The organism is Streptomyces sp. NBC_00271 (assembly GCF_036178845.1).
Lineage (GTDB): Bacteria > Actinomycetota > Actinomycetes > Streptomycetales > Streptomycetaceae > Streptomyces.
The window spans coordinates 10920453-10945976 of sequence record NZ_CP108070.1; the positions used below are offsets into that span (position 1 = coordinate 10920453).

At 70.6% G+C, this 25524-nt stretch carries 23 protein-coding genes and 12 pseudogenes; 19 read left to right on the forward strand and 16 right to left on the reverse strand.

The window, feature by feature from the left end:
- Positions 1–29: 29 nt before the first annotated feature.
- Together OG798_RS49735 and OG798_RS49740 are read right to left on the reverse strand one after the other, a co-directional pair.
- A pseudogene (locus OG798_RS49735) lies at positions 30–620 on the reverse strand (CBS domain-containing protein); the annotation flags it as partial.
- Between the two features lie 1376 nt (positions 621–1996).
- Complete coding sequence (locus OG798_RS49740) at positions 1997–3256, reverse strand: PP2C family protein-serine/threonine phosphatase (protein ID WP_328759501.1); 1260 nt, start codon at positions 3254–3256, stop codon at positions 1997–1999.
- A gap of 349 nt (positions 3257–3605) precedes the next feature.
- On the opposite strand from OG798_RS49740, the gene OG798_RS49745 reads away from it, so the two are divergent.
- Both OG798_RS49745 and OG798_RS49750 read left to right on the forward strand, forming a co-directional pair.
- Positions 3606–3872, forward strand: a complete 267-nt coding sequence (locus OG798_RS49745; RefSeq protein ID WP_328759502.1) for a hypothetical protein — start codon at positions 3606–3608, stop codon at positions 3870–3872.
- Between the two features lie 90 nt (positions 3873–3962).
- Complete coding sequence (locus OG798_RS49750; RefSeq protein WP_328759503.1) at positions 3963–4328, forward strand: hypothetical protein; 366 nt, start codon at positions 3963–3965, stop codon at positions 4326–4328.
- A 9-nt stretch (positions 4329–4337) separates the two neighbouring features.
- Here the strand turns inward: OG798_RS49750 and OG798_RS49755 are convergent, their stop codons facing one another.
- Positions 4338–5012, reverse strand: a complete 675-nt coding sequence (locus OG798_RS49755; protein WP_328759504.1) for a class I SAM-dependent methyltransferase — start codon at positions 5010–5012, stop codon at positions 4338–4340.
- A gap of 98 nt (positions 5013–5110) precedes the next feature.
- On the opposite strand from OG798_RS49755, the gene OG798_RS49760 reads away from it, so the two are divergent.
- From OG798_RS49760 to OG798_RS49770, 3 genes and pseudogenes are all read left to right on the forward strand, one after another.
- Positions 5111–5446: an ArsR/SmtB family transcription factor gene (locus OG798_RS49760; RefSeq protein WP_143599503.1), complete on the forward strand. Its 336-nt coding sequence runs from the start codon at positions 5111–5113 to the stop codon at positions 5444–5446.
- On the forward strand, positions 5446–6165 hold the full coding sequence (locus OG798_RS49765) for a cation transporter (protein ID WP_328759506.1): 720 nt from the start codon (positions 5446–5448) through the stop codon (positions 6163–6165). The genes OG798_RS49760 and OG798_RS49765 overlap by 1 nt, the downstream gene beginning before the upstream one ends.
- 152 nt (positions 6166–6317) lie before the next feature.
- A pseudogene (locus tag OG798_RS49770) lies at positions 6318–6690 on the forward strand (methyltransferase domain-containing protein); the annotation flags it as partial.
- A 31-nt stretch (positions 6691–6721) separates the two neighbouring features.
- On the opposite strand, the gene OG798_RS49775 reads toward OG798_RS49770, so the two are convergent.
- Positions 6722–7165 carry a ClpX C4-type zinc finger protein gene (locus OG798_RS49775; protein ID WP_328759507.1) on the reverse strand — a complete coding sequence of 148 codons (444 nt, stop codon included), beginning with the start codon at positions 7163–7165 and terminating at the stop codon, positions 6722–6724.
- Between OG798_RS49775 and OG798_RS49780 the strand changes: the two are divergent.
- Positions 7145–7524, forward strand: a pseudogene (locus OG798_RS49780) (pyridine nucleotide-disulfide oxidoreductase); the annotation flags it as partial. The gene OG798_RS49775 and the pseudogene OG798_RS49780 overlap by 21 nt on opposite strands.
- Here the strand turns inward: OG798_RS49780 and OG798_RS56830 are convergent.
- Positions 7516–7608 (reverse strand): annotated as a pseudogene (locus OG798_RS56830) (IS5/IS1182 family transposase); the annotation flags it as partial. The pseudogenes OG798_RS49780 and OG798_RS56830 sit on opposite strands and share 9 nt — an antisense overlap.
- Positions 7609–7772: 164 nt before the next feature.
- On the opposite strand from OG798_RS56830, the gene OG798_RS49785 reads away from it, so the two are divergent.
- A complete protein-coding gene (locus tag OG798_RS49785) occupies positions 7773–8297 on the forward strand; it encodes a DUF2231 domain-containing protein (RefSeq protein WP_328759508.1) in 525 nt (174 codons plus the stop codon).
- A gap of 103 nt (positions 8298–8400) precedes the next feature.
- Here the strand turns inward: OG798_RS49785 and OG798_RS49790 are convergent.
- From OG798_RS49790 to OG798_RS49810, 5 genes and pseudogenes are all read right to left on the reverse strand, one after another.
- Positions 8401–8916, reverse strand: a pseudogene (locus OG798_RS49790) (ISL3 family transposase); the annotation flags it as partial.
- Between the two features lie 5 nt (positions 8917–8921).
- On the reverse strand, positions 8922–9680 hold the full coding sequence (locus tag OG798_RS49795) for a hypothetical protein (RefSeq protein ID WP_328759509.1): 759 nt from the start codon (positions 9678–9680) through the stop codon (positions 8922–8924).
- Positions 9680–11197: pseudogene (locus OG798_RS49800) on the reverse strand (amino acid permease). The gene OG798_RS49795 and the pseudogene OG798_RS49800 overlap by 1 nt, the downstream one beginning before the upstream one ends.
- A 602-nt stretch (positions 11198–11799) precedes the next feature.
- Positions 11800–12297, reverse strand: a complete 498-nt coding sequence (locus tag OG798_RS49805) for a hypothetical protein (RefSeq protein ID WP_328759510.1) — start codon at positions 12295–12297, stop codon at positions 11800–11802.
- A gap of 337 nt (positions 12298–12634) precedes the next feature.
- The gene (locus tag OG798_RS49810) at positions 12635–13615 is read right to left on the reverse strand and encodes a DUF6302 family protein (RefSeq protein WP_328759511.1); all 981 of its coding nucleotides are present in this window, start codon (positions 13613–13615) and stop codon (positions 12635–12637) included.
- Positions 13616–13786: 171 nt separating this feature from the next.
- Here OG798_RS49810 and OG798_RS49815 point away from each other — a divergent pair, with 171 nt between their 5' ends.
- The 3 genes from OG798_RS49815 (at position 13787) to OG798_RS49825 (ending at position 15758) form a co-directional block, all read left to right on the forward strand.
- On the forward strand, positions 13787–14317 hold the full coding sequence (locus OG798_RS49815; protein WP_328759512.1) for a hypothetical protein: 531 nt from the start codon (positions 13787–13789) through the stop codon (positions 14315–14317).
- Between the two features lie 102 nt (positions 14318–14419).
- A complete protein-coding gene (locus OG798_RS49820) occupies positions 14420–14842 on the forward strand; it encodes an Hsp20/alpha crystallin family protein (RefSeq protein WP_075025379.1) in 423 nt (140 codons plus the stop codon).
- A gap of 775 nt (positions 14843–15617) precedes the next feature.
- Positions 15618–15758, forward strand: a complete 141-nt coding sequence (locus OG798_RS49825; protein ID WP_328759513.1) for an MBL fold metallo-hydrolase RNA specificity domain-containing protein — start codon at positions 15618–15620, stop codon at positions 15756–15758.
- 181 nt (positions 15759–15939) lie between these two features.
- On the opposite strand, the gene OG798_RS49830 is transcribed toward OG798_RS49825, so the two are convergent.
- The 3 genes from OG798_RS49830 to OG798_RS49840 form a co-directional block, all read right to left on the reverse strand.
- Complete coding sequence (locus OG798_RS49830; protein ID WP_328759514.1) at positions 15940–16452, reverse strand: universal stress protein; 513 nt, start codon at positions 16450–16452, stop codon at positions 15940–15942.
- A gap of 131 nt (positions 16453–16583) precedes the next feature.
- On the reverse strand, positions 16584–17237 hold the full coding sequence (locus OG798_RS49835; protein WP_328759515.1) for a DUF4389 domain-containing protein: 654 nt from the start codon (positions 17235–17237) through the stop codon (positions 16584–16586).
- A 30-nt stretch (positions 17238–17267) separates the two neighbouring features.
- Positions 17268–17492, reverse strand: coding sequence for a hypothetical protein (locus tag OG798_RS49840; protein WP_075026008.1), 225 nt, complete (start codon positions 17490–17492; stop codon positions 17268–17270).
- 182 nt (positions 17493–17674) lie between these two features.
- On the opposite strand from OG798_RS49840, the gene OG798_RS49845 reads away from it, so the two are divergent.
- The 3 genes and pseudogenes from OG798_RS49845 to OG798_RS49855 form a co-directional block, all read left to right on the forward strand.
- Positions 17675–17836 carry a hypothetical protein gene (locus OG798_RS49845; protein ID WP_328759516.1) on the forward strand — a complete coding sequence of 54 codons (162 nt, stop codon included), beginning with the start codon at positions 17675–17677 and terminating at the stop codon, positions 17834–17836.
- 104 nt (positions 17837–17940) lie between these two features.
- Entirely contained in the window at positions 17941–18150 is a 210-nt protein-coding gene (locus OG798_RS49850; protein WP_328759517.1) for a universal stress protein, read from the forward strand.
- Between the two features lie 79 nt (positions 18151–18229).
- A pseudogene (locus tag OG798_RS49855) lies at positions 18230–18809 on the forward strand (glycoside hydrolase family 65 protein); the annotation flags it as partial.
- Positions 18810–18888: 79 nt separating this feature from the next.
- On the opposite strand, the pseudogene OG798_RS49860 reads toward OG798_RS49855, so the two are convergent.
- A pseudogene (locus tag OG798_RS49860) lies at positions 18889–19592 on the reverse strand (response regulator).
- A gap of 226 nt (positions 19593–19818) precedes the next feature.
- Between OG798_RS49860 and OG798_RS49865 the strand changes: the two are divergent.
- On the forward strand, positions 19819–20406 hold the full coding sequence (locus OG798_RS49865) for an Rv1733c family protein (protein ID WP_328759518.1): 588 nt from the start codon (positions 19819–19821) through the stop codon (positions 20404–20406).
- A gap of 121 nt (positions 20407–20527) precedes the next feature.
- On the opposite strand, the pseudogene OG798_RS49870 reads toward OG798_RS49865, so the two are convergent.
- Together OG798_RS49870 and OG798_RS49875 are read right to left on the reverse strand one after the other, a co-directional pair.
- A pseudogene (locus tag OG798_RS49870) lies at positions 20528–21128 on the reverse strand (CBS domain-containing protein).
- A gap of 36 nt (positions 21129–21164) precedes the next feature.
- Positions 21165–21405: pseudogene (locus tag OG798_RS49875) on the reverse strand (hypothetical protein).
- 223 nt (positions 21406–21628) lie between these two features.
- Here OG798_RS49875 and OG798_RS49880 point away from each other — a divergent pair.
- The 5 genes and pseudogenes from OG798_RS49880 to OG798_RS49900 all read left to right on the forward strand — a co-directional run bounded on the left by OG798_RS49880 (position 21629) and on the right by OG798_RS49900 (position 25370).
- Entirely contained in the window at positions 21629–21829 is a 201-nt protein-coding gene (locus tag OG798_RS49880; RefSeq protein WP_328759519.1) for a hypothetical protein, read from the forward strand.
- Between the two features lie 345 nt (positions 21830–22174).
- A pseudogene (locus OG798_RS56835) lies at positions 22175–22369 on the forward strand (hypothetical protein); the annotation flags it as partial.
- Positions 22370–22521: 152 nt separating this feature from the next.
- Positions 22522–23427 carry a universal stress protein gene (locus tag OG798_RS49890; RefSeq protein WP_328759520.1) on the forward strand — a complete coding sequence of 302 codons (906 nt, stop codon included), beginning with the start codon at positions 22522–22524 and terminating at the stop codon, positions 23425–23427.
- Positions 23428–23470: 43 nt separating this feature from the next.
- Positions 23471–24493 (forward strand): zinc-dependent alcohol dehydrogenase, encoded by a 1023-nt coding sequence (locus OG798_RS49895; RefSeq protein ID WP_328759521.1) that lies wholly within the window; start codon positions 23471–23473, stop codon positions 24491–24493.
- Between the two features lie 5 nt (positions 24494–24498).
- Positions 24499–25370: pseudogene (locus OG798_RS49900) on the forward strand (universal stress protein).
- Positions 25371–25524: the final 154 nt, after the last annotated feature.

Genomic DNA, 25524 nt, shown 5'->3' on the forward strand with positions numbered 1-25524 from the left:
TCATCCGCCGACCAGAATGAGTCACCTTGTCAAGGTGCCCTCGAACTTCTGACCGAGTGTCCCTGCGCCTCACGCGGACCCTTGCCGTGGGTGAGGTCGAACTCCACGTCCACCACGCCCTCGACGGCCCGTACCAGACGCGCGGCCACGGCTACCAGGGACGTGTCGCGGACCCTCCCTGTCAGCGTGGCGACTCCGTCGTGCACGTCCACGTGGATGCTGGAGGCCGGCAGCGGGAAGAGGTACGCCACGATTTCGCGGCGGACCTCCTCGGCGATGTCCTCGTCCTTGCGCAGGAAGACCTTGAGCAGGTCGGCACGGCTGATCACGCCCTGCAGCAGACCGGCCTCGTCGACCACGGGCAGCCGCTTGACCTTCTCGTGAGCCATGATTCGCGCGGCTTCGGCCAGGGTGGCGTTCGCCTGGACGGTGATTGCGGGCGAGGACATCAGTTCCCCGGCGGTCAGCGCGCCGGCCTTCGCCACGTCGGCGGGGCGCAGCAGTGCGTAGCCCTTCTCGGGGCTGTCCCGCAGTTCCTCCGTGGGCAGCAGGTCTGCCTCGGAGACCACACCGATGACCCGGCCCTCGCCCTCGAGCACGGGCAGGGCGCTGACCTGTCGACCACCTGATCCCTGCTGACGTAGCGGCTCGGCACCGGCTGCCGCTGTGACGGGGTATGCAGGTGAAACCTGGCCGCCTGCCCCGGCAACGGCTGCGCGGCGGGTACCGATGGGTCGTGCCGCCTTTCGATCTTCCCGTGTCCCTGGCTCGGTGCCGATCCGTCGATCAAGTCCAAGGTGGCCAGGGTGGCGAGGCCGGCGGTGATCGGAGCGTGCAGCGACGGGCGTCGGCGGACCGCGTAGACGACGGCTGCAACGACCAGGCCGACGACCAAAACGAGCAGCACGACGACCAGCAGAGCGAGCGTGGACACGGGATTCCCCCTCGGGGTCAGACACGCCCCTCGGATGAGGGCATGCGGTAGGTAGGCACGGTCCCCGTCCCTTGTGGCTTGGGCAGGCGGCCTGGACAGGGCGGCTTAGAGTGCTTGACGTGGGGGTTAGCTCCGCAACCCCGCCCTGGCCAGCCCGTTTACATGCGTCGCGGGCTGGTCGCAGAGCAGCTTGGGGAAGAACGCGACAGTCTGCGCAGCAGGCTCGCCGCCTACACGCCCACACGACCGTCCCGGGCGACGTTCGCTAGTCCCGCAGCAGGCAACGCATGGCGTGGCGGGGCGGCCGCCGCTGGCCGCAGGAGCGGAGCGCTTTACAAGCTTTACAAGAGGAGTGGTAGGTCTCGGTGGAGTTGCTACCGCAGTCGACACCGGCGAAACTTCGGTGTTTTGTCACCGTATATCACCGTGAATGAGGACCGATGGGGCACATTCCGGTTCTCACCACGGCTGGCAAGGACGCCAGTTGCCGTCCCTGGATGCGACCCGGCCGCAACGGTCACCTCCACGGCCGCCGAACTGCACCGCGCCGGGATCGGGCACCGGCTCGGCTTCCATACCGAGGTCCCGCACCGGCTCCGCAACGGGTGCGTGCAGCGGGCGGACCTGGTGGTGCGGGCACCGTGGCCTCGAAGGTGCCGGTGCTGCTGCTGGAGATCGACCGCCGCATTGCCGGTCGCCGCAGCCCTATCAATCGCACGGGGGATTGCGCAGGCGACCGCTTCTCAAGCATGGGCGGACGCGATGGTGGCCTACATGGTTCTCGTGGAACAGGTCATGCAGAGGTTCGACAGGGCCGGATAGCGGTCTGCGGCCACTCACTCTTGTGGGTGGTGACGGCCGGGGCTGTCGGTAGGACGCTCAGCAGAAAGCCTCGGAGAGCCCGGTCACGCGAGCGCGTCCGGGCTCGCGCCGTGAGGCGGCACGGTGTTCTCCAAAGCCGCCGTACCGCTTCCTGCGTCCCAATCTGCCAGGCATGAAAGGGTGACCGCCGTCCGCTTGGGCGGCACTATCCGGTTCGGATTCGGTTGATGCCGAGGTTACTCAGTCAAGGACCGCGAGGTGGTCGGTGGCGCCGCCGTGCCACTCGATCATGAAGAGGGTGGCGTCGTCGCTGGTGTGTCCGCCCCGTTCCCTCTTCAGACTGTGGGAGAGCCGGCGCAGATCCGCCCGTACCCCCTGTGACGGCTCCTCGCCCAGGCGGTTCACGCAGTGGATGAGGCGTTCCTCGCCGAACAGCTCCCCGCCGGCGACGTGCTCATCGATGATGCCGTCGGTGTAGCACAGCACCCGGTCGCCCGGCTGGAGTAGGTGCTCTCGGACCCGGGGCAACTCGCCGCCGAAGCCGACGGGCAGCGTCGTCGCGCTCTCCAGCTGCCGCTCGACCCGGCCTTCGCGGATCAGCAGCGGCGCGGGGTGGCCCGCGTTGACCAGTTCCAGCTCACCGGTGGCGATGTTGATGTGCATCAGCTGGGCGGTGACGAAGTGGTCGGGACCGAACTGCCGGGAGATGGCGTCGTCCATGAACGCGTACTTCTCGGCCAGGCTGACGAACACACGCCGGGCATGCCGGTAGGCGCCGATGGCCACGGTCGCCATCACGGCGGCGTCCAGGCCGTGGCCCATCGCGTCGATCACGGCCATGTGCAGGATGTTGCCGTTGAGGGCGTAGTCGAAGCTGTCGCCGGCGACCCGATAGGCGGGCTCCAGGACGCCGGCCACCGAGACCTGCGACAGGGTCATTGTCAGCGGCGGCAGCAGGCTCCACTGGATCTCCGCGGACACGCTCATCGGCTCTCGGCGTCGGGCCAGGAAGAACTGGTCGGTGTAGGCGTTCTTGGTGACCAGCATGTCGGCGACCAGGCCGGCGAGCCTGCGCAGCAGACGCCGGTCGGCGTCGCCGACGGCGTCCAGGGTCAGAGCCATCACCCCCACCTGGTCGCTGCCGTCCATCAGCGGCAGATACATCCGCACGCCGCCGTGGGCCTGCGGCACCTCGACGACGTCCTCGTTCAGGAAGGCCCGGCCGGCGGGGGAGTCGGCCATCGACTCGGGCTGGCCGACGTGAAGCTTCCTGCCCGCAAGCGGCACCAGCACCTCCTGCGCGTAGTCCTGCAGCAGGATGGAGATGTCACGGCCGCCGATCTTGGCCACCTCCTCCGCGACTAGCGGGGCGATCAGCTGCGGCGGCATCAGCCGCCCCCGATCCAGCAGCAGACCGAGCAGCCGCTCACCGAAACCCTCCGACCGATCCACGCTCTCCTCGCCCATGACCCGCCTCGCCACCCCCTCCCTGCCGTCCATACCGGTCACCGCCTCCGTACAACCTGAACCTGGGGAAGCCGCAGGAGCGGCTCATTACGCCATGCGCAGCGTGTCGGCCTGCGTTGTCCGCGCGGATGATCAGGCGGTCCGGGCCGGCGAGGACGCTGTCCAGGCCGGCGGTGAGGGTCGGCCATGGGCCAGTCGCCTGGTCGCCGTGGCTCGGCGGTTCACGACGACGCGGACCGCATGCTGGTCACGGGCAGGGCGGCGGGCGGGGGCGAGGGTGCGGGGACCGAACCCTCGAGCGCGGAGGCCCCGCATGTCGCCACTCTGCGGAGCGTCATGCACGGCGGCCGTGTCCCCCGGATGACACGAGGCCCTGGAAGCAGTGCTCGAGGCGAAGGCCGAGGGCCGGCAGCCGCCCGAACCGAGCACCGAGGACAGGGGGTCGGGCGGCGAGGTCGTCGACCTGATGGCCGCCCTGCAGAAGAGCGTCCGCAAAGCGCAGGCAGCGCGCGGCGAGGACGCCGGCGATGCCGAGGTCCACGAGATGCCGACGGCCAAGAAGAAGACGGCGGGGAAGGCGCCTGCCAAGAAGACCGCGAAGAAGTCCGCGGCGGCGAAGAAGCCGGCCCGGCGGCAACGGGGCACTTAGGCAGAGCTGGTCTTCACGCGCCTTGACCAGCGGTATCTGCCCGGATGGAGGGCCTGGCGCAAGTACCGGACCCGGCATACTACCGAGGCGGTGATCGGTGCGGTCACCGGCAGCCTGACGGCCCCGGCCACTGCTCTGCTTGGCCGCCGCGACGCCCGCGGTCGACTCCAGTACGCGGGCCGCACCACCGTCCTGAACCTGGCCGCCCGCCAGGCCCTGACCGCCGGCCTGCGGCCCGTCAGCCCAGATCACCCCTGGACGGACTGGACCTTCTCCGCCGGGTGGGGATCCCGGCAGCAGCTCCAGGTACGTCTTGTGGACCCGGTCGTCGTCGCAGAAGTCGCGGTCGACGTTTGCCTGGACGCCGGTGGACGCTGGCGGCACCCGGTGCGCCTGGTGCGGGTCAGGAGCGATCTGGCTCGCGACGGCGTCCCGCCGTTCGGCCAGGCCACCTGACCTCGGCCATCACCGGGGCACGGTCTGGGTGACGCGCCACAGGCGGCGAGGAAGGTCGCCCTCCTCGAAGGCGTGGACCTCCTCCAGGCTCCAGCCGTCGGCCAGGGCGTCGACGAGGGCACGGGGGAAGAAGTGGACGGCGAAACCGCCGTGTTCGTAGATGTCGTCGCCGTGGGCAGTGCCGGTCCCATAGTGGGCGTCGCCAGTGTGGCGGACGGTGTAGACGAAGGTGCCGCCCGGTCGCAGGACACGCCGGATCTCGCCGACGAGCCCTCGGATCTCCTCCGTGGACAGGGCCATGCACAGCAGCATGTGCGCGAACACGGCGTCGACCGAGCCGTCCGGCAGGGGCAGCGCCTTGCGGACGTCGTGCACCGCCGTGGTCACCTGCCCGGCCATGCCCTGGGCGAGCGCGCCGCGGCGCAGCTGTTCCAGGCCGGTCGCGGAGAAGTCGGTGGCCTGCACGGTGAAGCCCTCGCGGGCGAAGTACAGGGCGTCGCGGCCGTGGCCGGCGCCGAGTTCGAGGACGTCGCGGGCACCGGTTGCCCGGAAGACGGCGGCGGCGTGAAGGGCCGGGGCGGAGGGCTCCTCGCCGTACATGCCCGGGTGAGCGCCGTACGTGGTCTGCCAGTGCGCCCGCTGCACCTCGGCCAGGTCCTGTCCGTCGCCCGTCACGCTCTTCATCCCTCTCCATGCTGGTCAGTGGGCTGATCGTAGGCCCACACACCCGACCACCATTATCCACGCTTCTATGAATTCAGGATTATCTGTACTCTCGTGAGGTGCTGACCGTTGCCTCCGACATCGACGTGCTGGCCCGCTTCGGCCGCGCGCTCGCCGACCCGATCCGCTGCCGGATCCTCCTTGCCTTGCGCAAGGATCCGGCCTACCCGTCCGACCTCGCCGAGACCCTCGGCGTCTCCCGCACCCGCCTGTCCAACCACCTGGCGTGCCTGCGTGACTGCGGCCTGGTCGTGACCGTGCCGGACGGCCGACGCACCCGCTACGAGCTCGCCGATGAACGCCTGGGCCACGCTCTGGAGCACCTGCTCGCCGCCGTGGTCGCGGTCGAGTCCGACAAGACCTGCCCGGACGCCGCCACGAAGGACTGCTGCTGATGACCGCGATATCCCTCGGGCCGTCCCCAGCCCGCCGCGACGCGCTCGCCCGCCGCATACGACTGCTGGTCGCCGCCACGATCACCTACAACGTCATCGAGGGCGTCGTCGCGATCACCGCCGGCACGATCGCCTCCTCCATCGCACTGATCGGCTTCGGCCTGGACTCGGTCATCGAGGTGTCCTCCGCCGCCGCGGTCGCCTGGCAGTTCTCCGCCCGCGACCACGCGGTGCGAGACGCCCGGGAGAAGACCACGCTCCGGATCATCTCCGTCTCCTTCTTCGCCCTGGCCGCCTATGTGAGCGTCGACGCCGTCCGGGCTCTGATGGGTACCGGCGAGGCCGACCGGTCCATCCCCGGAATCGTCATCGCCGCCCTGTCCCTGGCCGTCATGCCGTTCCTGTCGGCCGCCCAACGTCACGCAGGCCGCGAACCGGGCTCCGCGAGCGCGGTCGCCGACTCCAAGCAGACCCTGCTGTGCACCTACCTCTCAGCCGTCCTCCTGGTGGGCCTGGTCCTCAACGCCACCCTCGGCTGGTCCTGGGCCGACCCCATCGCCGCCCTGGTCATCGCCGCCATCGCGGTCAAGGAAGGCCGCGACGCCTGGCAGGGCAAGGGCTGCTGCGCACCCACAGCCCACACCCCGGTCCCCGTCGGGGCAGCCGCGGCGGAGCCGGACGCGTGCGGCTGCAAGCCCGGCTGCACCTGCTGCTCGTGAACATCGCATCGCAGAGCGCCCTCCCGGGGCTCGACCGGGCTGATACTGGCCCAACGATCTCAGGGTGGGGGCCGTAGTGGACTGGTGGCTGCTGTGCGCAGGGATGTCCGCCGGGCTGCTGATCTCCGTTGTGACCGCGCCGGTGGGGGTAACTCCGCGCCGGTGAGCGGGTCCTCGCCCCCGGCTCCGGCGGCGGCATCGACGTCCTGCTCTCCGCCCGCCGGCACGGCGTACGGACTGGACATGACCGACGAGATGCTCGCTCTGGCCCTGGCCAACGCGGAGAAGGCAGGCGCTGCGAGGAATGTGGAGTTCCTCAAGGGCACCGTCGAGGCGATCCCGCAGCCCGCGAACACCATCGACGTCGTGATCTCCAACTGCGTCATCAACCTGTCCACCGACAAGCCGGCCGTGTTCGTCCGCGTGCTGAAACCTAGCGGCCGGATCGGCGTCTCCGACGTCGTCGCCGACGACGCTCTCCCCCCACCGCCCAGCGGGCCGAGCGTGGCGACTACGTGGGCTCGTTCCGGTGCTGCGCGGCGTCCGGTGCCGGCCGTCAGGCTCCCGTGTCGGCGGGCTGGGCGAGGATCTCGCCACACCGGGCGACGCAGTCGGAACAGATCCACACGTCGGGCCCGGCGACCAGGCGACGTTCCTTGCTGCGCGCGTGCCCGCAGAACGAGCAGCGGTCAGGCTGCTTCTTCCCCGAGCGCCCGCGGCGGGAGCGGCGGCCGAAGGGGGTGCGCGGGACGTTGATGTAGCAGTGCAGCAGGCGCTTGATGTCGGCCGCATCCACCCCGAGGTCGTTGAGGACGCGGCGCGCGCGGGAGCCGGGGTTGGTGGCGATGACCGCGAGCAACTGCGGGGTGGTGACGGCGACTGGGGCGCAGGCAGGTGCGCGTTCGGTGGCCAGCTGTTCGGCGCCGGCCAGCGCGGCTTGGGCCTCGGCGGAGAAGGCGGGCCGACCCTGGTGTGCGGGTTCGGCGGTGCACAGGTGCACACCGTTGAATACCGCGCGCCCCAGGAGATCGTCGGCCGTCGCGTGATCGTGGTCGGGGCGGCAACTCCGGCGCGCAGATCGCCGCTGACCTCGCCTACGACACCGAGCTGACCTGGGTCACCCAGCGCCCGCCGCGCTTCCTGGCCGACGACATCGACGGCCGCGCTCTGTTCGACGTCGCCACTGTCCGACGTCGTGCTCTCGACGAGGGCCGTACGGACACTGGTGGCGTTGCCTCGCTCGGCGACATCGTCGCCGTTCCGCCCGTACGCGCGGCACGCGACTGCGGCCTGCTCAAGGCCACGCCCATGTTCACCCGCCTCCTCCCAGGGGGAGTCGAATGGGCCGACGGAACACGCGGAACGCCTGCGCGGGGAGGACAGGCGTCGGCACCGTCCCAGCCAGGGGAACGTCCGCTCTGCCACCCGCCGACGTGGGACGACGCCCGAGCTGGCCGGGCCGGGGCTGGCGGGATGATACTCAGAAGAACCTGAGAGGTTCCTGTGCCAGGCTGGCGTGCCCGAACACGCGGACGCACGAGAGGGCTCCCCCCGAACACCCGATCCGGGTTCGCGTCCCCCCACGGCCGCCCCTGGAGGAGCGCCTGATGAGTTTGATCAACGGCCTGCCCGCGCACGTTCTGCTGGTCCATGCCGTCGTTGTCCTGGTCCCGCTCAGCGCGCTGACGCTCGTGATATGCGCGCTGTGGCCGCAGGCCGCCCGGCGGCTCGGACTGGCACTGCCGCTGCTCGCCCTGGTCACGCTGGCGACCGTGCCGCTGGCCACCCAGGCCGGGGAGTGGCTGGAGCGACACGTGGACAGCGACCCGCTGGTGCGGCGGCACGCCGAGCTGGGCGACGGAATGTTGCCCTGGGCGCTGGGCCTGTTCGTGCTGGCGGCCGGCGTGTGGTGGATCTCCCGCCGTACGGGCGCGCCGCAGTCGCGGGAGCTTTCCGGGGCTCGGTCGGGAGCGCGGTCGGCGTCGGTGCTCCACGTCGCCGCGGCCGTCCTGTCCGTGGTGGTGGCCGCGGGCGCGGTCGTCGACGTGTACCGGATCGGCGACTCGGGCGCGAAGGCCGCCTGGCACGACGCGTACTCCAAGACCGCCGCGAAGTCGAGCGCCGGAGACTGACCGACGAAGCCGGTCGGCCCGCGCCGGCCGGCCGACCCACCGCGGCCCGCCCGGAAACCCTCCGGCCGGGCCGCACCCGCAGACGGGTGGCTGCACGGTGTAGTCGGAATCCGCCGGTCTCCAGTAGGGATCGGGCGACGTAGTTGGTGAGGTTGCGGAACCCGAGAGCAGAGCCGCGCAGGTGTTCGAGGCGTCCGTTGATCACCTCGGTCGGCCCGTTGGAGGCGCCGGGCCGCTCGAAGTAGGCCAGCACGTCGGCGGCCCGCTTCTTCAACGTCCGCCCCAGCGTGTTCAGCTTGGCCAGCGCAGCGGGAACGCCATGGCTGACGGACTCGATGAGCTGCTGCATCAACTCCCGCCCGCGGGCGCGGTCGAGCTGGCGCTAGGCGGCGATCATCCGCTGGTAAATGCCCCAGGTCGCCTCGACCTCGACATGCTGGTCGGCATCGCCTGCGGCGAACAGGGCCTGGATCCGCTGGTGCTGTTTGTCGGTGAACAGGTCCGCGCCGGTGTGCAGGACTCGGCGGGCCGCGTAAAGCGGGTCGCCGGCGCGGCCTCGGTGGCCGTGCAGGTCCTGCTGGACCCGGCGCCGGCACCGGTCCAGAGCGCCACCGGCCAGGCAGGTCAGACAGGCGTTGGCGTGCGGACAGGTCTTCTGCAGCCCCACCCCGAGCGAAAGCGTCGGCGACTGGCGGTGGTACCCGCTCGACCAGCTCCCCGAGCCTTACTTCCCGCCTTCGTCGACCGGCTACTCGATCGGTCACGACTGCAGCCACTGTCGCGCGGACTACGCACGGTGAGGGCCGGGGGATGGTCGAGGGCGTAGTCGAGGTTGTGGAAGGCCACGGGCTGAAAGCCCCGGTACCCAGGCGCGTGTGCCTGGAGCGGGCTGCCCTGGTAGAGCACGAACTCGCGCTCCAGGCCGACGCGGACCTCCAGCCCGAGGGACGCGAGCTTGTCGAGCTGCGTGCGGAGCATGTGGCGTGGGGCGATCTCGAGCAGCTCGCCGGCCTCGTCGGCGACGTCGGCGTGGATGAGGGCGGCGCCAGGCAGATAGGGCAGGACGCGGATGGTGTCCTGGCTGGGGATGACGGACAAGTCGCCGTACTCGTCGTCCCAGCCGGTGAGATCGAAGCCTTCCAGGGGGGTCATGTCCACGTCGGTGGCCAGGATGTAGGCGCAGGCCTCCGCCTTGGACAGCATCCGGTCCAGGAAGACGGAGGCGCTCAGACGCTTGCCCTTGAGCCGTCCCATCATGTCCGGGACGGCGAGCATCACCGTGGTGATCTCTCCGCTGTGCACGGCGGCGCGGAGCTCATCGGGGGAGAGAAGCCCCGACAGATGTGGCGCCTGGCAGGACCGCTTGACTGTCTGATCGCTCATCACACCACGTCCCCGGCAAGGGCGGCGTTCTCGGCTTCGCTGCCGAGGGTGGGGAACTGATAGTCGCGCTTGCCCTTGGTGATCCACATGAGCCAGGCGAGGACCAGGACGACGGCCAGGGCGACGCCCGCGTAGTTGAACGACTCCGCGGTGATCGGCGAGGCCTGGGGCAGGCAGAACACCACGGTCAGGACGGTCACGTAGGTGACGGAGATCCAGCCGAGGGGTTTGCTCCAGCGGCCCAGGTGCCACGGACCGGGCCGGAAGCGGTCACCGGCACGCAGGCGGAGGTATACCGGGATCGCGTACGCGGGCGTGATCCCGATGACGTTGATCGTGGTGACGGCGGCGTACGCGGTCGGCGAGTACAGGCTGGGCAGCGCCAGGACCAGGGCGACGCTCACGGACAGCCACACCGCGGCGATGGGGGTACGGGTCCGGTGGCTGACGCGCCGCCAGATCGAGGGGAACGGCAGGGCTCCGTCGAGGGAGAACGCATACACCATGCGGCTGGCTGCGGCGGTCTCCGCATAGCCGCAGAACAGTTGTGCGGCGATCACGACGAGCAGCAGTCCCTTGGCCATGCCGGTGCCAAGAACATCGATGAAGATCTGCGCCGGGGGAACACCGGTGCTCGTGCCGAGGGTGCCGTCGTAGTCCTGGATCGCGAACAACAAGCCTGCAAGGAGGACGAACCCGGCCGCCCAGGACCAGGCGATCGAGCGAACAATGCCGCGGGGCGCCGATATCTGCGCCTGAGTGGTCTCCTCCGGCAGGTGGGAGGAGGCGTCATACCCACAGAACGTATACGCGGCCAAGAGGCAGCCGAGACTGGCCACGTAGACGGGGCTGGAGCAGCCGGTGCCGTTGTTGTAGTGCCCGAACACGAAGGACACCGACTGGTGCTGGGCCGGGGCCATGGTGAGCGTCCCGACGATCAGCACGACGCCAAAGAGCTGCCACCACACCGAAATCGCGTTGAGGACGTTGACCAGGCGCACCCCCGCGGCGTTCAGCGCACCGTGCAGGACCAGGATGGCAGCGAAGATCAGGATCGTCGTCTCCGGCGTGGGCGTCAGACCCCACTGAAGACTGGAGAACGCGCCGACGAACAGCGCGCAGCCGTAGTCGATGCCGGCGATGGCGCCGAGCAGGCCGAGGAGGTTGAGCCAGCCGGTCACCCACGCGCAACGGGGCATGCCCAGACGGTGGGCCATGTAGTAGAGGCCGTCGGAGGTGGGGTAGGCGGACGTCACCTCGGCCAGGCACATCCCCAGAATTCAGGTCATGGCGCCGATGCCGACCCAGCCCCAGATCATGACGGCGGGGCCGCCGGTATTCAGGCCGTAGCCGAACAGCGTCATGCCGCCGGCCAGGATGCAGATCACACTGAAGCTGATCGCGAAGTTCCCGAACCCTCCCATCCGGCGGGCCAGTTCGGGCCGGTAGCCATGCGCGCGCAGCGCGGCATCATCGTCAAGGCGTGCACGGGCTCTACTCGGAGACAACGGAGAAATCCTCTGGTTGTAGGGGGGCGGAGTGGGGTGCCAGGTATGGCCCGCATGAGGGCGGAGGTGCTCGACTGCCCATCGGCGACCGCTGCGGTCTCTGAGGGCTCTCTTGCGTGCGGAGCGGAAGTCGTCCTGCCACCACGCAGGGTTCTGGGTGACGTGGGCCCACGGCGCGGGGGTGGCGTAAGGGCCGATCGCGGTGAAGACGTCTGCGGCGTTTCCTACACCGGTGGCGCTGAGGGCATGTGCGAGATGGTTCAGATCCGTCAGTGAGTAGGTGCGCGGGTCGCGCGCCTGCCGCTTCTGGCCGGCTGATGCCGGTCCCGGCGCAGGTGCGTTGAACCACCACTCAAGGCCCCGCCGCGCGTAGTGGGCCTTCTGGGCAGTCGCCCAGAAGGCGATCACTTTGGTGGTCTGGCCTTGTGCGATGGAGCTCCGGTAGGTCTCGACGAATGCGTACAGGGGCAGCAGCGTCACCGCAGCGCCTTCGGGTGCTGTGCTTGCCACCCACAGAGCGAAGTCCAGGTCACCCGCCCCGCGGGCCTGCAGGACCTGAAGGACCCGGGGGTAGGCCTCCCGGTTGTACGGATCACGGACGTGGACCCAGTTCAGCACTGTCCACGGCCCTGGCGGCAGAAATCGTCCCTGTGCACAAACCAGTTCAGCCGGCTGTGCGGCCATGACTGATCGACGTCGGTCTGCGCCAAAGCGAGGAAACAAACCCCCGGTACCGGATCCTCCGGCCACGCGCTTGCCGTGGCCCTGCACGCCTGGTCTGCGACGTAGGCCGCGCGGCGTAACTTCTCACCGCGTACGCCGTCACGGAAGGCGTAGAGCGCCCCCTGCGTCAGTACTCGGGCCCACATCATCAGCGCGCTCACACTGCCGGGCTCTTCTTCCCGCCATGCCTCGATGGCGTGGCTCTTGGCGGCGCCCACGGCCAGAGCCTGGCTGCGCGACGTCCGTAAAGCCCAGTTCGTTCCGGTGCTTCGAAGTAGTAGCTGCGCTGCGCGCCAGCGGTCCATTTGCAGGTCTTCCATGGCGAGACGCAGCTCGTGGTCCCGGCCTGCAGAGTGAACGATCAGGTCCATGACATCGGCGGCCATCAGCGCACCTCCGAGTGCACAGATGCGGATCCAGTCGCCTGCGGAACCGGGGTAGGTAAGCAAGACATGGGGGTTGGTGTCCTCAAAACGGGATGGAGGAGCCATCGGACCGCAGGAGGCTGAAGCCCTAGTTCCGGGGGAGCCAGAGCGGCTTCTGCGGCCCGAGGGCCGATCAGGCGGGTCCGGGAGCGGCCGCCGTGGAGACGCACCGCTGGGAAGCGGCTGGCCATGGCCAGCGGTCGGCGTGTTTGCAGCCGAGTGGAGGGCGAGGGGGCCGTTGGTAGAGGGGCATGCCCCTGACGCGGACGACCAGGCCGTGGAGCCTTGAGCCGTGCGGTCAGCGCTGGCCGAGGGGCGCGGACGACTGGGCGTGAGCGGCGGTGTATTCGTTGATCCCGGCTTCGTGGTATCCGAACATGCGGCCTCGCGTGGGCCAGTCATCGACGGGTGTAGAGGCACCCCAGCAGACGGTTCTCGGCTCCCACGGCGAGCCGAGCGGCTTACGCTGGCGGACCTTGGGATACCGCTCTGGATGTGCTTCCAGCTGCAGGATGACGATCAGTGCCTCGCCCCAGTTCCCGACGGTCACTTCCCCCGCTACGCGAACCCCGCCCACGGGCACCGCCAGCCGGCTCACGCCTGCGCCGGAGACCCGGGCTGAGCTGAGATCGAGGACGAGGCTCTGCTCGAGCAGGCCGGGCTCCGCCAGACGCTGAGCAAGCGCCGCCCGCTCCCTCTCATCGGCGGATGTCTCCTGTCCGGCTGCGTGGGCAGTCCGCCCGCGCGGGCGCCGGGGTCCGTCCCAGGCATCGAACTGCCGCCGCGGCCCTCCGATTCCCACGCCGTAGTCACGGCAGAGCGCCGCCATAGACGCGCCCTCGTAGGTGTATCGGCGGACCACGGTCGCCTTCTGGGCGATAACTGCTGCGCGATTCGCTGAGACCTCGCGCTTGGTGCGGTGATTTGTCATCAGCCTGTCTCCCGGGCGGCCTCGAAGAGACCTGACGGCTGCGGTAACTGGGGCGGGGAATGAGGTCTGTCGGGTGCGCACCGCAGTGAGCGCGACGCTCGACCAGTATTCCAGCCAGGACTGCACATCACCGTCCGGTACCAGGACGCTGACCGCGGCCACCACGGCGACCAGCCCGAACGGAACTGCCCTCGACGCCAGGCCGGGCTGCTGGAACTGCCAACCGACGGTGTCGCCGTCGGCACCGGTCAGTGCCCGCCAGGAATCGGTTGAGATTCCACAGCACCTCTCCGGGGGCTGGAACGTTCGCATGCCCTGCCGGAAGGCATGTGCGACCACGCGCGTCATATCGACGTACACCTACGACCTACAGGGAAGCCGACCGCGAAACTGCTTTGGGCAGACCGGGGCCGTCAAGCGGCTCGACACCCCGCCGGCCACCGTCGGCCGAGCCGCTCCGGTGCGATGGACGCTTCCACCACCTCGGCGACAGCTCTGCGCGCGGCACACGAACGGTTCGTGACGGCGCCCGGAACGGTGCCGCGCGTACGTGACCTGGTCGCCGCGTCATGCTGGCGCTGCGAGACGAACGGCGTCCGCCTCGACGGCGGCCGGGCGCCGTCCCGCGCAGGACATCTGTGGAACTGGCCGCATACCCGGGCACCCATCCGCTGGCCGCCGTCCTGCCCCTGTGCCGTCTGGTCCAAGGAACGGGCCGGGACGAACTCCCCAGGCGCCGCGCTGGAGTTGGGCCGCCCGGTCCAGATCGTGACCGGCGAGCACTACAGCGCCGCCGTGCACGCCTGGTCCTGTGCCGTCGCCCCGGTACGCGATCCCACCACCGGACGCGTCCTCGGCGTGGTCGGTCTATCCCGCGGCGGCACTGTCGCCACACGACCCCGCCCTGCCCCCGCCGCCGAGGGGCAACTGGCCATGAGTCTTGTCGCCCACGCGAGGGTGCTCGGCCCCGACGGGCACCCTCCGTGCGCGCTCCTGGGACCTGACCGCCCCGCCGTCCGGACCCCGAATCCTTCTGAACCCCCGAGGTGATCGGCTGCCAGGGCCGACCGGGTCGTCCACGGGCCCGGTCGGCCGACGCGTGCACCGCCTCCGCGCGCGATGCTGGAAATGACGAAGAAGAGGAGGAAGAACATGAGCGGCATGATCGAGCGGCTGCCTGGCTGGCCGACGCTCCCCGAGCTGTTCGGCTGGGTCGAGACGGGACTTCCGGGCACGCACACGATTCCGGGACCGCACACCATCCGGATCGAGGAGCACTTGACCGACGGGACGTACGTGGTGCGGGCGGAGCTTCCGGGCATCGACCCCGCCAAGGATGTCGAGATCACGGTCACGGAAGGCGTTCTGACCCTGCGGTCCGAGCGCAGTGAGGAGACGACGGAGAAGCACCGCACGGAATTCCGCTACGGCAGTTTCGCCCGCTCCGTCCGGCTGCCGGCCGGTGCGAAGGGCGACGAGGCCACCGCCGAGTACAAGGACGGTGTCCTGACGATCACGGTCCCGGTGCCGGAGACGAAGACGGGCACCCGGACCATCCCGGTGCAGCACGGTTGAGCACGCGCACACGCCGTGTCGCGCCATGTGTGCGCGGCCGGGCCGATTTCCCCGGCCGCGCACACGACCGACCCCGCTCCTTCGACGGGGAGACCGCCATGCCCTCAAGGAAGCACCACCGTCGGCGCGACGCGCGGCAGCCCGCGTCGGACCCGCACTGCTCACCTTCCTGGGCGGCGTGGGAACGGTCACCGGCAGCAAGTTCCTCGTCGAGAGCGACTGCGCGCGAACTCGCCGACTGTGGCCTCTTCCAGGGCATCGCCGATCTGCGGCATCTCAACTGGGTGGCTGCCCCTGCGACGCCACCGACATCGAGGTGGCCGTGGTCACCCACGGCCACCTCGACCACTGCGGGCACCTGCCCAGGCCGGTGCGCCACGGTTTTTGCGGCCGCATCGTGACGACCGAGTACAGCGGACGCCTCATCGAGATCGTGCTCCGGGACAGCGCCAACCTGTGGGCAGCGGCCCGCTCGGCATGTCAACGAGCACGGCTGGTCCAGGCACCGGCCCGCACAGCCGTTGTACGACGAGGCGGACGTCGACCGCACCCTCAGTCTCATCGACGTACCAACCGGCGTGACCACCGAACTCGCCCCGCGCCACCCGGCTCACGTTGCACCCGGCCGGCCACATCCTCGGCTTGGTCCGGCGGCACGTCCTGCACCACCTGGAGCGCCTGCTGCCCGACCTGCGCAACATCGTCATGGTGGTGGGCATCGCGGCGCAGGGTACCCGGGCACATGACTTCGTTGACGGAGCCAAGGCGCTCAAAGATGTTCGGCGAGTACGTACCGGTGCGCGCGCAGATCGCTGATGTACGGCACTTCTCGGCCCACGCGGACGCTGCCCGGATCCTCGACCGGCTGCGCGGCGCACCCGCCCCGCGCACCACCCGGCAAGCGCGTATGCCCTGAGCCTCGTCCGTGACCGCTCGTACGACGATGGGGTCTCCGAAGCCGGTCCGTGGGCCACAGCGACCACGCACCAGAACCGACCGGCGCCATCGCCTCGTACGGCACACCCCGTACCCCTCCGGCACGAGAACCGGCCCGGACCCCAGGTCCGAGCCGGTCGGTCTTCCGCCCGTCTGCGGCGCTACGAGGCACTGCTCCGGGCCGGCGAGGGCGAGTTGACGGCTCCCAGCGGATTCCGGGAGCGGTCTGCGACCGGCACGGTCACCACCGGAACCGTCGCGTGCCGCAGGCACTCACGGCCCACCGGGCCGACCGAGGCCAGTCCGAAGTACCCGTGCGCCTTTCGTCCCAGGGCCAGCAGCAGGGCGCCGCGGGCCTGTTGGAGCAGCACGCGAGCGGGCGGCCCCTCCGCCACGACGCGGCGCACGGTGCCGGCGATCCCGGGCCCCAGGGCCTCGCGGACGCTGGCGGCGAGGACCTGGGCCGCGCGATCGCGTTCCTGGGCGGCTGTCGGACCAGCGGGCGCCGGAGCGTAGGGTGCGTGTCCGCTCGTGGCCGGCTCCCAGGCGTGCACCGCGACGAGCTCCGTGTGCAGGACTTCCGCCTGGTCGGCCGCCCAACGCAAGGCCGCCATCGACGCCTCGGATCCGTCGACGCCCACCACGATGTCGTTTCCGTCGGTGTGTTCCGTCATGGCAGCCTCCCTGGTCGGCCTCTTGTGACCACGGTGCCCCGGATACGGCAGCTGTGGCGTGAGCCGGCGGGACCCTGTGCGTGCCCAACGGCCCCTTGCGCGGCCCCGGAGGGCCGGGACGGGAGCCGCGGTCAGGACGGGGCTCCCGGTTCGTCGCTTCCCTGGTCGAGCCGGAACGGCGGATACACGTCGGTGAGGAGTGCCGCGTAGGCAACCACGCGCAGCACCCACCGGTTGAGCCCGATCACCAGGTCGAACAGACCGCGGGGGTAGCGCCCGGTGGCGGCCAGCGAGACCCCGGCGAACAGGGCAAGCAGTGCGATGAGCCCGCCCGACGTCCAGGGCACCTTGAGCCCGCCGAGAAGGATGGCCAGGATCAGGTAGTGCGGAACGGCCAGAAGCCACCACTTCACCAGGACGAGACCACGGGACAGTTTCTCCGGGTACGTCACGTCCCAGTGTGTGGGGTAGTCGGGCACGTCGGCGAGAGTGAAGGGCGGATAGCGGTCGGTGGCCAGGGCGCCGTACGCGTAGTAGGCCACGCGCCAACTCCATCGCAGCACACCGATGTTGAAGTCGAACAGCGGGCGCGGGTAGCGGCCGGTGAACAGAATCGAGAAGAAGGCGCCGGCGCTCGCCCCCACGAACGCCACCCACAGGAAGAGCAGGACGACGTAGTGGGGGAGGGCGAGCAGCCACTTCACGAGCCACAGCCAGCGGGACAGGGGTGGATCGAGGTCCGCGGTCAGCCGGGCCGGGTGTACCGCGGGCATCGCTTCATTCATGGCGAACGATCCTTTCGGAGGCCATTGCGGTCAACTCCGGTAGTGCTGGTGGTCGTCGTGCTTGCCGATGTAGTGCCGTTCCTCGATGACGGCCTCGCGCTCACCAGGGCGCAGCACGGTGCCGCGAGTGCTCATGAACGCGATGAGGCCGAGGACCCCGGCCGCCATCAGGAAGAAGCCGACGACGAATGAGCTGTAGCCGAACACCAGGCAGCCGCCCAGCACGGTCGCGCCGATCAGAATGAGAGGAACCATGGCCGTCTCCTTCAGTTGGCCGCGCGGATCTCCGGATGCCGTCTCTGTCGGAGCCAGGGCATTCTTCCTCCGGCGTTACCGCCAGCGTCTCGAGCCGATGTCCGGCGGCCCAGGGGCTGAGCGGGCAGACGGCTGGGCCGAGTGGCCCTCGTACCGCCCGGCCGCGCGTGCGAGGGTGAACGGTGGAGCCCTGTGCTGCACGCGGCGACAAGGCGGGCCTGGCAGGCCGTCACGAACGCATCCTGCTCGGCGCGGGGGACCCCGGTACCAGCGCGGAGACGGCGCGGGTCGCCTTCCGCGAGGCCGAGGCGCGTGGCTGCACCCTCGACATCGTGCGCGCCTGACGGCGCCCCGCGCGCGAGACCGCAGATCACTCGCGTCCGTCCCCGGAAGCGGCTGCCACGAGGCACGGGTCTCCGCCCTGCTGCACACCCTGCTGCGCGACGTCGTGCTCGACCATCCGCAGGTCCGGGTACGCACTACGACGGTCGCGAGGTCGGCCCGCACCCAGCTGGTGCGACGGTCGGCCGCCGCTGATCTCGTGATCGTCGGAGCCAGGCGCGGCCAGAGCCCCCTCGGCCTCCGGCCGGGCCGGATTGCGCACGTGCTGCTGCACGACGCGCAGTGCCCGGTCGCGGTCGCACCGCTGTCCGGTTGATCCTGATGGCGGATCCTGATGGCTTCGGAGGGCCGACGTCGTACGGTCCTGGCGGACCGCTCGCGTGAGGAGCACCGAAGTGACCAGCTGGACCTGGGAGGACGAGGGCCACGAGGCCGCGGACGAGCGACTGGGTGAGTTGCTGTGCACCTTGGGCGACGGTTGCTTCGCCACGCGCGGCCCGCTGCCCGAGGGGGCGGCGGACGACGTGCACCACCCGGGGACGTATGGGGCCGGCTGCTACAACCGGCTCACCTCCGATGTAGCAGGCCGCCAGGTCGAGAACGAGGGCATGGTCGACGTGCCGAAATGGCTTCCCCTGCGCTTCCGCCTCCCCGAGCAGCAGTTGCGAACCCCCGACACCGCGAGCGTGCTCGACCACCATCAGGCCTGCACCTGGACTCCGGCCTGCTGGAGTGGCGTACGCGGTACGGGCTGGGCGAGGGGCGCTCGACGGCGGTGTCACCAACGCCGGCGCGCCGCGGTACCGGGATCTGGACGGCCGTCACCTGACTCATATACACACCGGCACCGAGGCTCCTGACACGGTGTGGCTGCGCTGCCGGGCCAGTACTTCGGACATCGGGGTCGGCGTGGCGTCCCGGCTGACCGCCGACGCGCCCGCCATGATCCGGCAGGACGGCCCCGGCGTCACCCAGCTCAACGTGGTGCTGCCAGGAGGACCTTCGGGAGTGGCCGTTCGGCCGCCGGGCCGCGCCGGACGGCTCGGCGCGCGGCTCAGCAGCCGGAACGGTCGCCGGACTCGGGCTGCTCCAGGTGTGAGGCGAGCACGGCGGCCTGCACCCGGCGCTGGACGCCCAGTTTGGCCAGCAGCCGGGAGATGTGGTTCTTGACGGTTTTCTCCGACAGATACAGCTTCTTGCCGATCTCGCGGTTGGTGAGTCCGTCCCCGGGCGAGCGCGAGGATCTCGCGCTCGCCCGGGGACAGGCTAGCCAACTCCGGTGTGATCTCCGGGGCTTGAGCGGGTTCGGCCCGCAGCGAGCGCATCAGGCAGGCCGTTGTCGCGGGGTCGGGCATCGACTGCCCGGAGGGGACCGTCCGCACTGCCGAGACCAGGTCGGAGCCCTTGATCTGCTTGAGTACATAACCGGAAGCCCCGGCCATGATGGCGTCGAGCAGGGCGTTCTCGTCGTCGAACGAGGTCAGCATCAGTTCGGCCAACTCCGGTATGTGGTCGCGCAGTTCGCGGCAGACGGTGATGCCGTCGCCGTCGGGGAGGCGTACGTCCAGGACGGCGACGTGCGGGCGGACCGCGGGGGCCCCGCACCAGTGCGTGCGCGACGTTCTCGGCGTCTGCGACCACCGAGATGTCCGGCTCGGCGTCCAGCAGGTCGGACAGGCCGCGCCGGACGACCTCGTGGTCGTCCAGCAGGGACGCGCGGATCGGATCCCGTGCGGTGAAGGTGCATGCCTCGGTCATCTCGACCCCTCGTTCCCCGGAGTGTGAACCGACTGCGGGCCGTCCATGAGCACGATCATCAGCCGCCTCGCCCGGAGGCACTAAGGGCCGACCGGCCCAACCGGCCCTCCTGGCGTGTCCGCACCGGCCCCCACACCGCGGTCGGGCGGCCCCTCCCGGCGGCGATCACCCGGTGGGACCTTCCTGTTGTTCTTGTCTTCATGATGCCCGTGAGGGGGTGCGACCGATGCGGAAGATCAAGCGCGTGAAGGTCCTGGGGTGGCGCTGGCGGCGCAACGAACTGCGCCGGCACAGCGATGCGGTGGAGGCGTGGATCGTCCTGGGTGCCTGGGCGTTTGCGACGGCCGGTGGGGCCGTGGCCGGTGTGGCCGGCGCCCAGACTGTGGCGGCAGCGCAGGCGAGGGACGAGGCGGAGCGTCGGCCGGCGACCGCCGTGCTGCTCGACACCGTGCCGCGCGGCGCGCGCGACGTGGCCATCGGGGTCGACTACAACCGCGTGAAGGCGAAGGTGCGCTGGACCGACGCGCAGGGCACCGTCCGCGCCGCCACGGCGGACGTGAAGGCCGGAACAGACGTCGGCAGCACGGTACCGGTGTGGACGGACGGGCACGGCCACCTGACGGGTGAGCCCGTGAGCCCGGCCACGGCAACGGCCCGCACGGTGGTGGCCGGTATGGGGGTCGGGCTGACCGGTGGACTGTTCGTGCTCGCGGGCGGACGTCTGATCCGGCTGAGGGTAGAGCGGCGGGCCACCGAGCAGTGGGGTGAGGAGTGGGAGCAGACCGGGGCGCGGTGGGGGCGCAGGACAGGCTGAGACACAATTGCCCCGCCGGTGGCCGACGGGGCGACGGCTTACGGGCTCACCGCATTCCTCGCTCCACGGAGCGGTCGGGCTGGTCGAGTCCGAACTCCACGTCCACGACCCCCTCGACGGCTCAGACGAGCCGCGCGGCCACGGGAACCAGGGACGTGTCCCGTACCCGGCCGCAGAGCCGTACGACCGACCCCGTCCTGTACCTCGGCCCGCACCGCCGACGCCGGACCAGGGAACAGGTACGCCACCACCTCGCGCCGTACCTCCTCCGCGATCTGCTCGTCGTCACGGAGGAACACCTTCAGCAGGTCGGCCCGGCTGACGACACCTTCCAGCCGACCCGCATGGTCGACGACGGGCAGCCGCTTGACCTTGGTCCGAGCCATGGTCCGCGCGGCCTGCGCGAGGGTTGTGCCCGCGCCCACGGTCAGGGCGGGAGAGATCATCAGCTCGGCGGCGGTCACCGAGCCGGCCTTCGCGAGGTCCGACAGGCGGCGCAACTGCGTGCACCGGTCGGGGTCGTTGTCGCGGAGCTCTCCCTCGGGCAGTGGATCGGCCTCCGAGACGATCCCGATCACCCGCTCCGCCCTGTCGAGCACCGGCAGGGCGCTGACCTTCCGCTGCTGCATCGTGCGGACGATGTCCTTGAGAGCCGCCCCTCGGCCGACGGTGGCGACGGCACGGGTCATCACGTCGCTCACGATGTGCGGCGATCCATGCACGGTCACTCCTCGCTCGCCGACCGTCCATCGGTGCGGTCACCGCATACTGCCACTGCCGTACGGAGCGAACAGGTCCAGCAGCCGGGTGCGGGCCGAGCGGAACCGGTGGGGCATGATGTCGCCCACCCACTGTGGAGACGTTCACGCCGAATGCGGGATCGTCCTTGCGCAGCGTGCCGGTGCGGATGATCCAGAACCGGGTGCCAAGAGGGATCGACACCTCCCCTGCGGGCTTCGTCAGCCGTTCGCGGTGCTCCGCGGGCAGGGTCCGCGGCATGCTCGTCGTGGTGGGGGGAAGCGTTCATGGCGTGCCTCCGGAGAGTCTTGCGGACCTCCCACCTCCAGCGTGTGCCCGTGGGTCCGCCCTGCCATGGGCCACCCGGGCCGCGGATCGGGCCGACCGGCGCCCCGCGGGAGCCCGGTGGCACCCTGTGTCACCGGGCCTCCCGCGGTTCGATGAAACCGTGAGAGGTACTCGGCAGACAGAGGGGGTGAACACCGTGGGCACGACCTTGACACCGGAGTTCTGGAGGCAGTTCGCTGTCCTGCTGGTGATCGCGATGGCGGTCACCCTCGTGCTCAGCGCCGCACTCGACGCGCTCGTGCTGCGGATGCGCGGCCGCCGGACACCGCAGCGGCCACCGGTCACACCGGTCGCCCGCACGCACCGGCCGGCCCGGCGGACACCCGTCCACCACTGACACACCGTTCGTGAAGAGCTGAACCCCTGCGCATCGCCCACGGCGGCGACGCCCACGTGCACCAGGGTGAGCGGCCCGACGCGGACGTCGAGCGGGCGAACCCCGTCCGGGCCGCCGCCGCGCCCGCCCGGCCCACGAGCACGAGTTCGCGGGCCGGCAGGGTGACTGACTCCATGTCACCTGCTCGCGAGCGGAGTGTGGCGGGCCGGCGTTGAGCGCCCTTTGGTTCGGCGCCCAGCCCCGGATCCTGATCGGTCGCCGGTGCCGAAGCGTTTCCTTCATCACCTCCGGCTCCGACGCCGGGTCACCGCGCTGGTCATCCATCCCTGTGCACGGTGGCCTTCGTGGATCGTGCAGTGGCCGTCGGCCAAGCACCTCTCAGGCCGGTCGCTGAGCATGTCGTCCAACCCGTTCGCGGACCACCACCTCATCTACGCCGTGGTCATCATCATCCTCGCGGCCGCGGGCGCCGGTACCACCTGGGGCCTGGGAAAGCTCTGGGCGCGGCTGCCGTTCGTCCGCGACAACGGCCGGCTGCGCCGACCGCAGGCAACGCGGCGGGTCCTTGTGGGAGGGCCCGTCCTGCGGCTGCTCATGGGGCCGAACGGCCCCTGTCGGGGACCTGCAGCCCCTGCTGCGGGAACCCCTGCGCCATGAAGCTGGAATCAGACATCCGTTCAGGAGGAAAAACCATGGTCCGCACTGTTGTTGCAGGTCTCGACGGTTCGCCCGAAAGTCGTGCCGCCGCCGAATGGGCGGCCCGCGAGGCGAAGCTGCGCGGTCTGCCGCTGAAGCTGGTCCAGGTCTGGGAGCCGGTGCCGGCGCCGATGGCGCAGGCACCGCTGCTCGGTGCCGAGACCCACCAGCACTGGACCGAGCGGATTCCCCGCGAGGCGGCCGACAGCATCCGGCTGCGTCATCCCGGCGTGGACGTGACCGTGGAGCAGGTGACCGGCACGCCCGCGGACGCGCTGGTGTCGTCGGCGAAGGACGCCGAACTGCTGGTCCTCGGCTCCCGCGGGCTGAGCGGCGTCGGCGGTTTCCTCGTCGGTTCCGTCGGCTTCTCCGTCGTCGCGCACGCCGAGCTGCCTGTCGTTTTGGTCCGGGCCGACGAACAGGCTTCCGACGAGGACGAGATGGATCCGACGGGCATCCCGTCGGCCGCCACCCCGTACCCGCCCGTGGTCCTCGGCCTCGACGCCGACAACCCAGCCGACGCAGTGATCGAGTTCGCGTTCGCCGAGACCGCCCGGCGCGGCACCAGCCTGCGGGTCGTCTACGGCTGGAACCTGCCGCCGTACTACGCCTACGGCCTCGCGATGGACGCGGGCCTGAACGACGAGCTCTCCCGCGAGGAGACCACGGCCCTCACCGAGGCCCTGCGCCCCTGGCGGCGGAAGCACCCCGCCATCGAGGTCGTCCTGGAGCCCCGCGTCGGCAGCGCGGCAGCCCACTTGGTGGACGCCTCCCCCGAGGCCTGTCTGGTCGTCATCGGCCGCCGGATCCGCCGCGGCGCGCTCGGCGCCCACATCGGCCCGGTCGCCCACGGCGTCCTGCACCACGCCACCGCCCCGGTGGCCGTCGTCGCACACCACTGAGCCACGAACCAACCCCCATCCCTCGCCCTGAGGAGCAGCAGTCATGAAGGCAGCCGTTGTACGAGCCTTCGGTGAACCCCTGGTCATCGAGGACCGGCCCGACCCCGAGCCCGGCCCCGGCCAGGTCCGCGTCCGTGTCGAGGCCTCCGGACTGTGCCACACCGACATCCACGCCGCCCACGGCGACTGGCCCGTCAAGCCCAACCCGCCGTTCGTGCCCGGCCACGAGGGCGTCGGCCTCGTCGAGAGGCTCGGCGACGGCGTCACACACCTGTCCGTCGGCCAGCGCGTCGCCGTGCCGTGGCTCGGCAAGGCCTGTGGGCGGTGCGAGCACTGCCTGTCCGGCTGGGAGACGCTGTGCGAGCAGCAGATCAACACCGGGTACGGCTGCGACGGTGGCTACGCCGAGAAGATGCTGGCCTGGGCCGACTTCGCCCAGCCGGTACCTGACGGCGTGACCGCCGTGGACGCCGCTCCGCTCACCTGCGCCGGCGTGACCACGTACAAGGCGCTCAAGGTCGCCGGCGTGCGGCCCGCCCAGCTCGTCGCGATCTCGGGTGTCGGCGGGCTCGGCCACCTGGCGGTGCAGTACGCGAAGATCGCCGGGGTCAGCGTCGCCGCGATCGACGTCACCGACGAGAAGCTCGAACTCGCCACCGCGCTCGGCGCCGACCTCGTCATCGACGCCCGCAAGGACGACGTCGGCGAGGTTCTCAAGCGGCACGGCGGCGCGCACGCGGCCATCGCGCTCGCGGTCAACGAGGCCGCCTTCGCCGCCGTCAACTCCGGTCTGCGGCGCGGTGGGAAGCTCGTGATGGTGGCACTGCCCGCGCACGGCACGATCCAGGTCCCGATCTTCGACACCGTGCTGAACGGCACCTCGGTGATCGGCTCGATCGTGGGCACCCGGCAGGACCTCGCCGAGGTCTTCCAGCTGCACGCCACAGGACAGACCAAGGTCATCTCCGAGACCCGTCCGCTGACCTCCGTCAACGAGTCCATCGTCGACGTGCTGCGCGGCGAGATCAAGGCCCGGATCGTCTTCGACCTCGGTACGGGACGGTGACCACGATGACACTCCCGATCGTCGTCGGCGTCGACGGCTCCGAGCCCAGCCTGCGGGCCGTCGACTGGGCGGCCGACGAGGCCGCCGTGCGCGGACTGCCGCTGCGGCTGGTGTACGCGTCGCTGTGGGAGCGGTACGAGGGCACCTCGCTCGCCGAGGACGTCGGCGAGCCGTCCGCGCAGGTCCGGGCCGAGGACATCGTGGCGACCGCCGCCCGGCGCGCTCGCCGGCGTCAGCCCGACGTGAAGGTCTCCACCGACGTGCTGTCCGAGGAACCCGAGTACGCGCTGGTGCGGGAGAGCCGGAGCGCCTCGGCTCTGGTCACGGGCACCCGCGGACGCAGCGGCCTCGCCGAGGCGCTGCTGGGCTCCGTGAGCCTGACCGTGGCCGGACACGCGCAGTGCCCGGTGATCGTCGTCCGCGACAACCACGACAACCAGGCCCGGACCGGAACGCGCGGCCGAGTCGTCCTGGGCGTCGCAGAGAGGCCGGCAGGCTCGGCGGCGGTGCGCTTCGCTTTCGAGGAGGCGGGGCGACGCGGGGTGCCGGTGGACGTCGTACGGGCCTGGCGCTGCCCCGCGCACGAGTCCACCGACCATCCGCTGATGGACGGAGAACCGGCCCGGCTGCACGAGCAGCGGGCGGTGGAGGCCCTGGAAACGGCGCTCCAGGACGTTCCCGCCGACGTCGAATCGCACCGCCGTATCGTCGAGGGCCACGCCCGGAACGTGCTCGTGGACGCCTCGCGGACGCCGACCTCCTGATCGTCGGAGCCAAGCGCCGCCCTGGGCACTACGGGCTCCAACTGGGCCGAGTGGCCCACGGAGTGCTGCACTACTCCGCCTGCCCGGTCGTCATCGTGCCCGAGCAGGAATGAGCACGGTGACGGGCTGCTCGGAGACTCACCGCGGGGTCGGGGACGTAGGTCTGCGGATGGCGCGGTGGGCGCTCCCGGCCTCGCACCCACGCCTGCGACGTCCCCAACTCCCCTGTGGGAACGGTAGTTCCTTCTCGTACGCCCTGCGCGGCAG

Coding starts and splice junctions, on each gene's coding strand:
- OG798_RS49835 (WP_328759515.1), bottom strand. CDS start 17,237: ATGAATGAAGCGATGCCCGCGGTACACCCGGCCCGGCTGACCGCGGAC.
- OG798_RS49825 (WP_328759513.1), top strand. CDS start 15,618: ATGTTCGGCGAGTACGTACCGGTGCGCGCGCAGATCGCTGATGTACGG.
- OG798_RS49805 (WP_328759510.1), bottom strand. CDS start 12,297: ATGGCCGCCGATGTCATGGACCTGATCGTTCACTCTGCAGGCCGGGAC.
- OG798_RS49895 (WP_328759521.1), top strand. CDS start 23,471: ATGAAGGCAGCCGTTGTACGAGCCTTCGGTGAACCCCTGGTCATCGAG.
- OG798_RS49890 (WP_328759520.1), top strand. CDS start 22,522: ATGGTCCGCACTGTTGTTGCAGGTCTCGACGGTTCGCCCGAAAGTCGT.
- OG798_RS49740 (WP_328759501.1), bottom strand. CDS start 3,256: ATGGACGGCAGGGAGGGGGTGGCGAGGCGGGTCATGGGCGAGGAGAGC.
- OG798_RS49865 (WP_328759518.1), top strand. CDS start 19,819: ATGCGGAAGATCAAGCGCGTGAAGGTCCTGGGGTGGCGCTGGCGGCGC.
- OG798_RS49830 (WP_328759514.1), bottom strand. CDS start 16,452: ATGACGGAACACACCGACGGAAACGACATCGTGGTGGGCGTCGACGGA.
- OG798_RS49810 (WP_328759511.1), bottom strand. CDS start 13,615: ATGACGCGCGTGGTCGCACATGCCTTCCGGCAGGGCATGCGAACGTTC.
- OG798_RS49820 (WP_075025379.1), top strand. CDS start 14,420: ATGAGCGGCATGATCGAGCGGCTGCCTGGCTGGCCGACGCTCCCCGAG.
- OG798_RS49840 (WP_075026008.1), bottom strand. CDS start 17,492: ATGGTTCCTCTCATTCTGATCGGCGCGACCGTGCTGGGCGGCTGCCTG.
- OG798_RS49765 (WP_328759506.1), top strand. CDS start 5,446: ATGACCGCGATATCCCTCGGGCCGTCCCCAGCCCGCCGCGACGCGCTC.
- OG798_RS49755 (WP_328759504.1), bottom strand. CDS start 5,012: ATGAAGAGCGTGACGGGCGACGGACAGGACCTGGCCGAGGTGCAGCGG.
- OG798_RS49795 (WP_328759509.1), bottom strand. CDS start 9,680: ATGAGCGATCAGACAGTCAAGCGGTCCTGCCAGGCGCCACATCTGTCG.
- OG798_RS49785 (WP_328759508.1), top strand. CDS start 7,773: ATGAGTTTGATCAACGGCCTGCCCGCGCACGTTCTGCTGGTCCATGCC.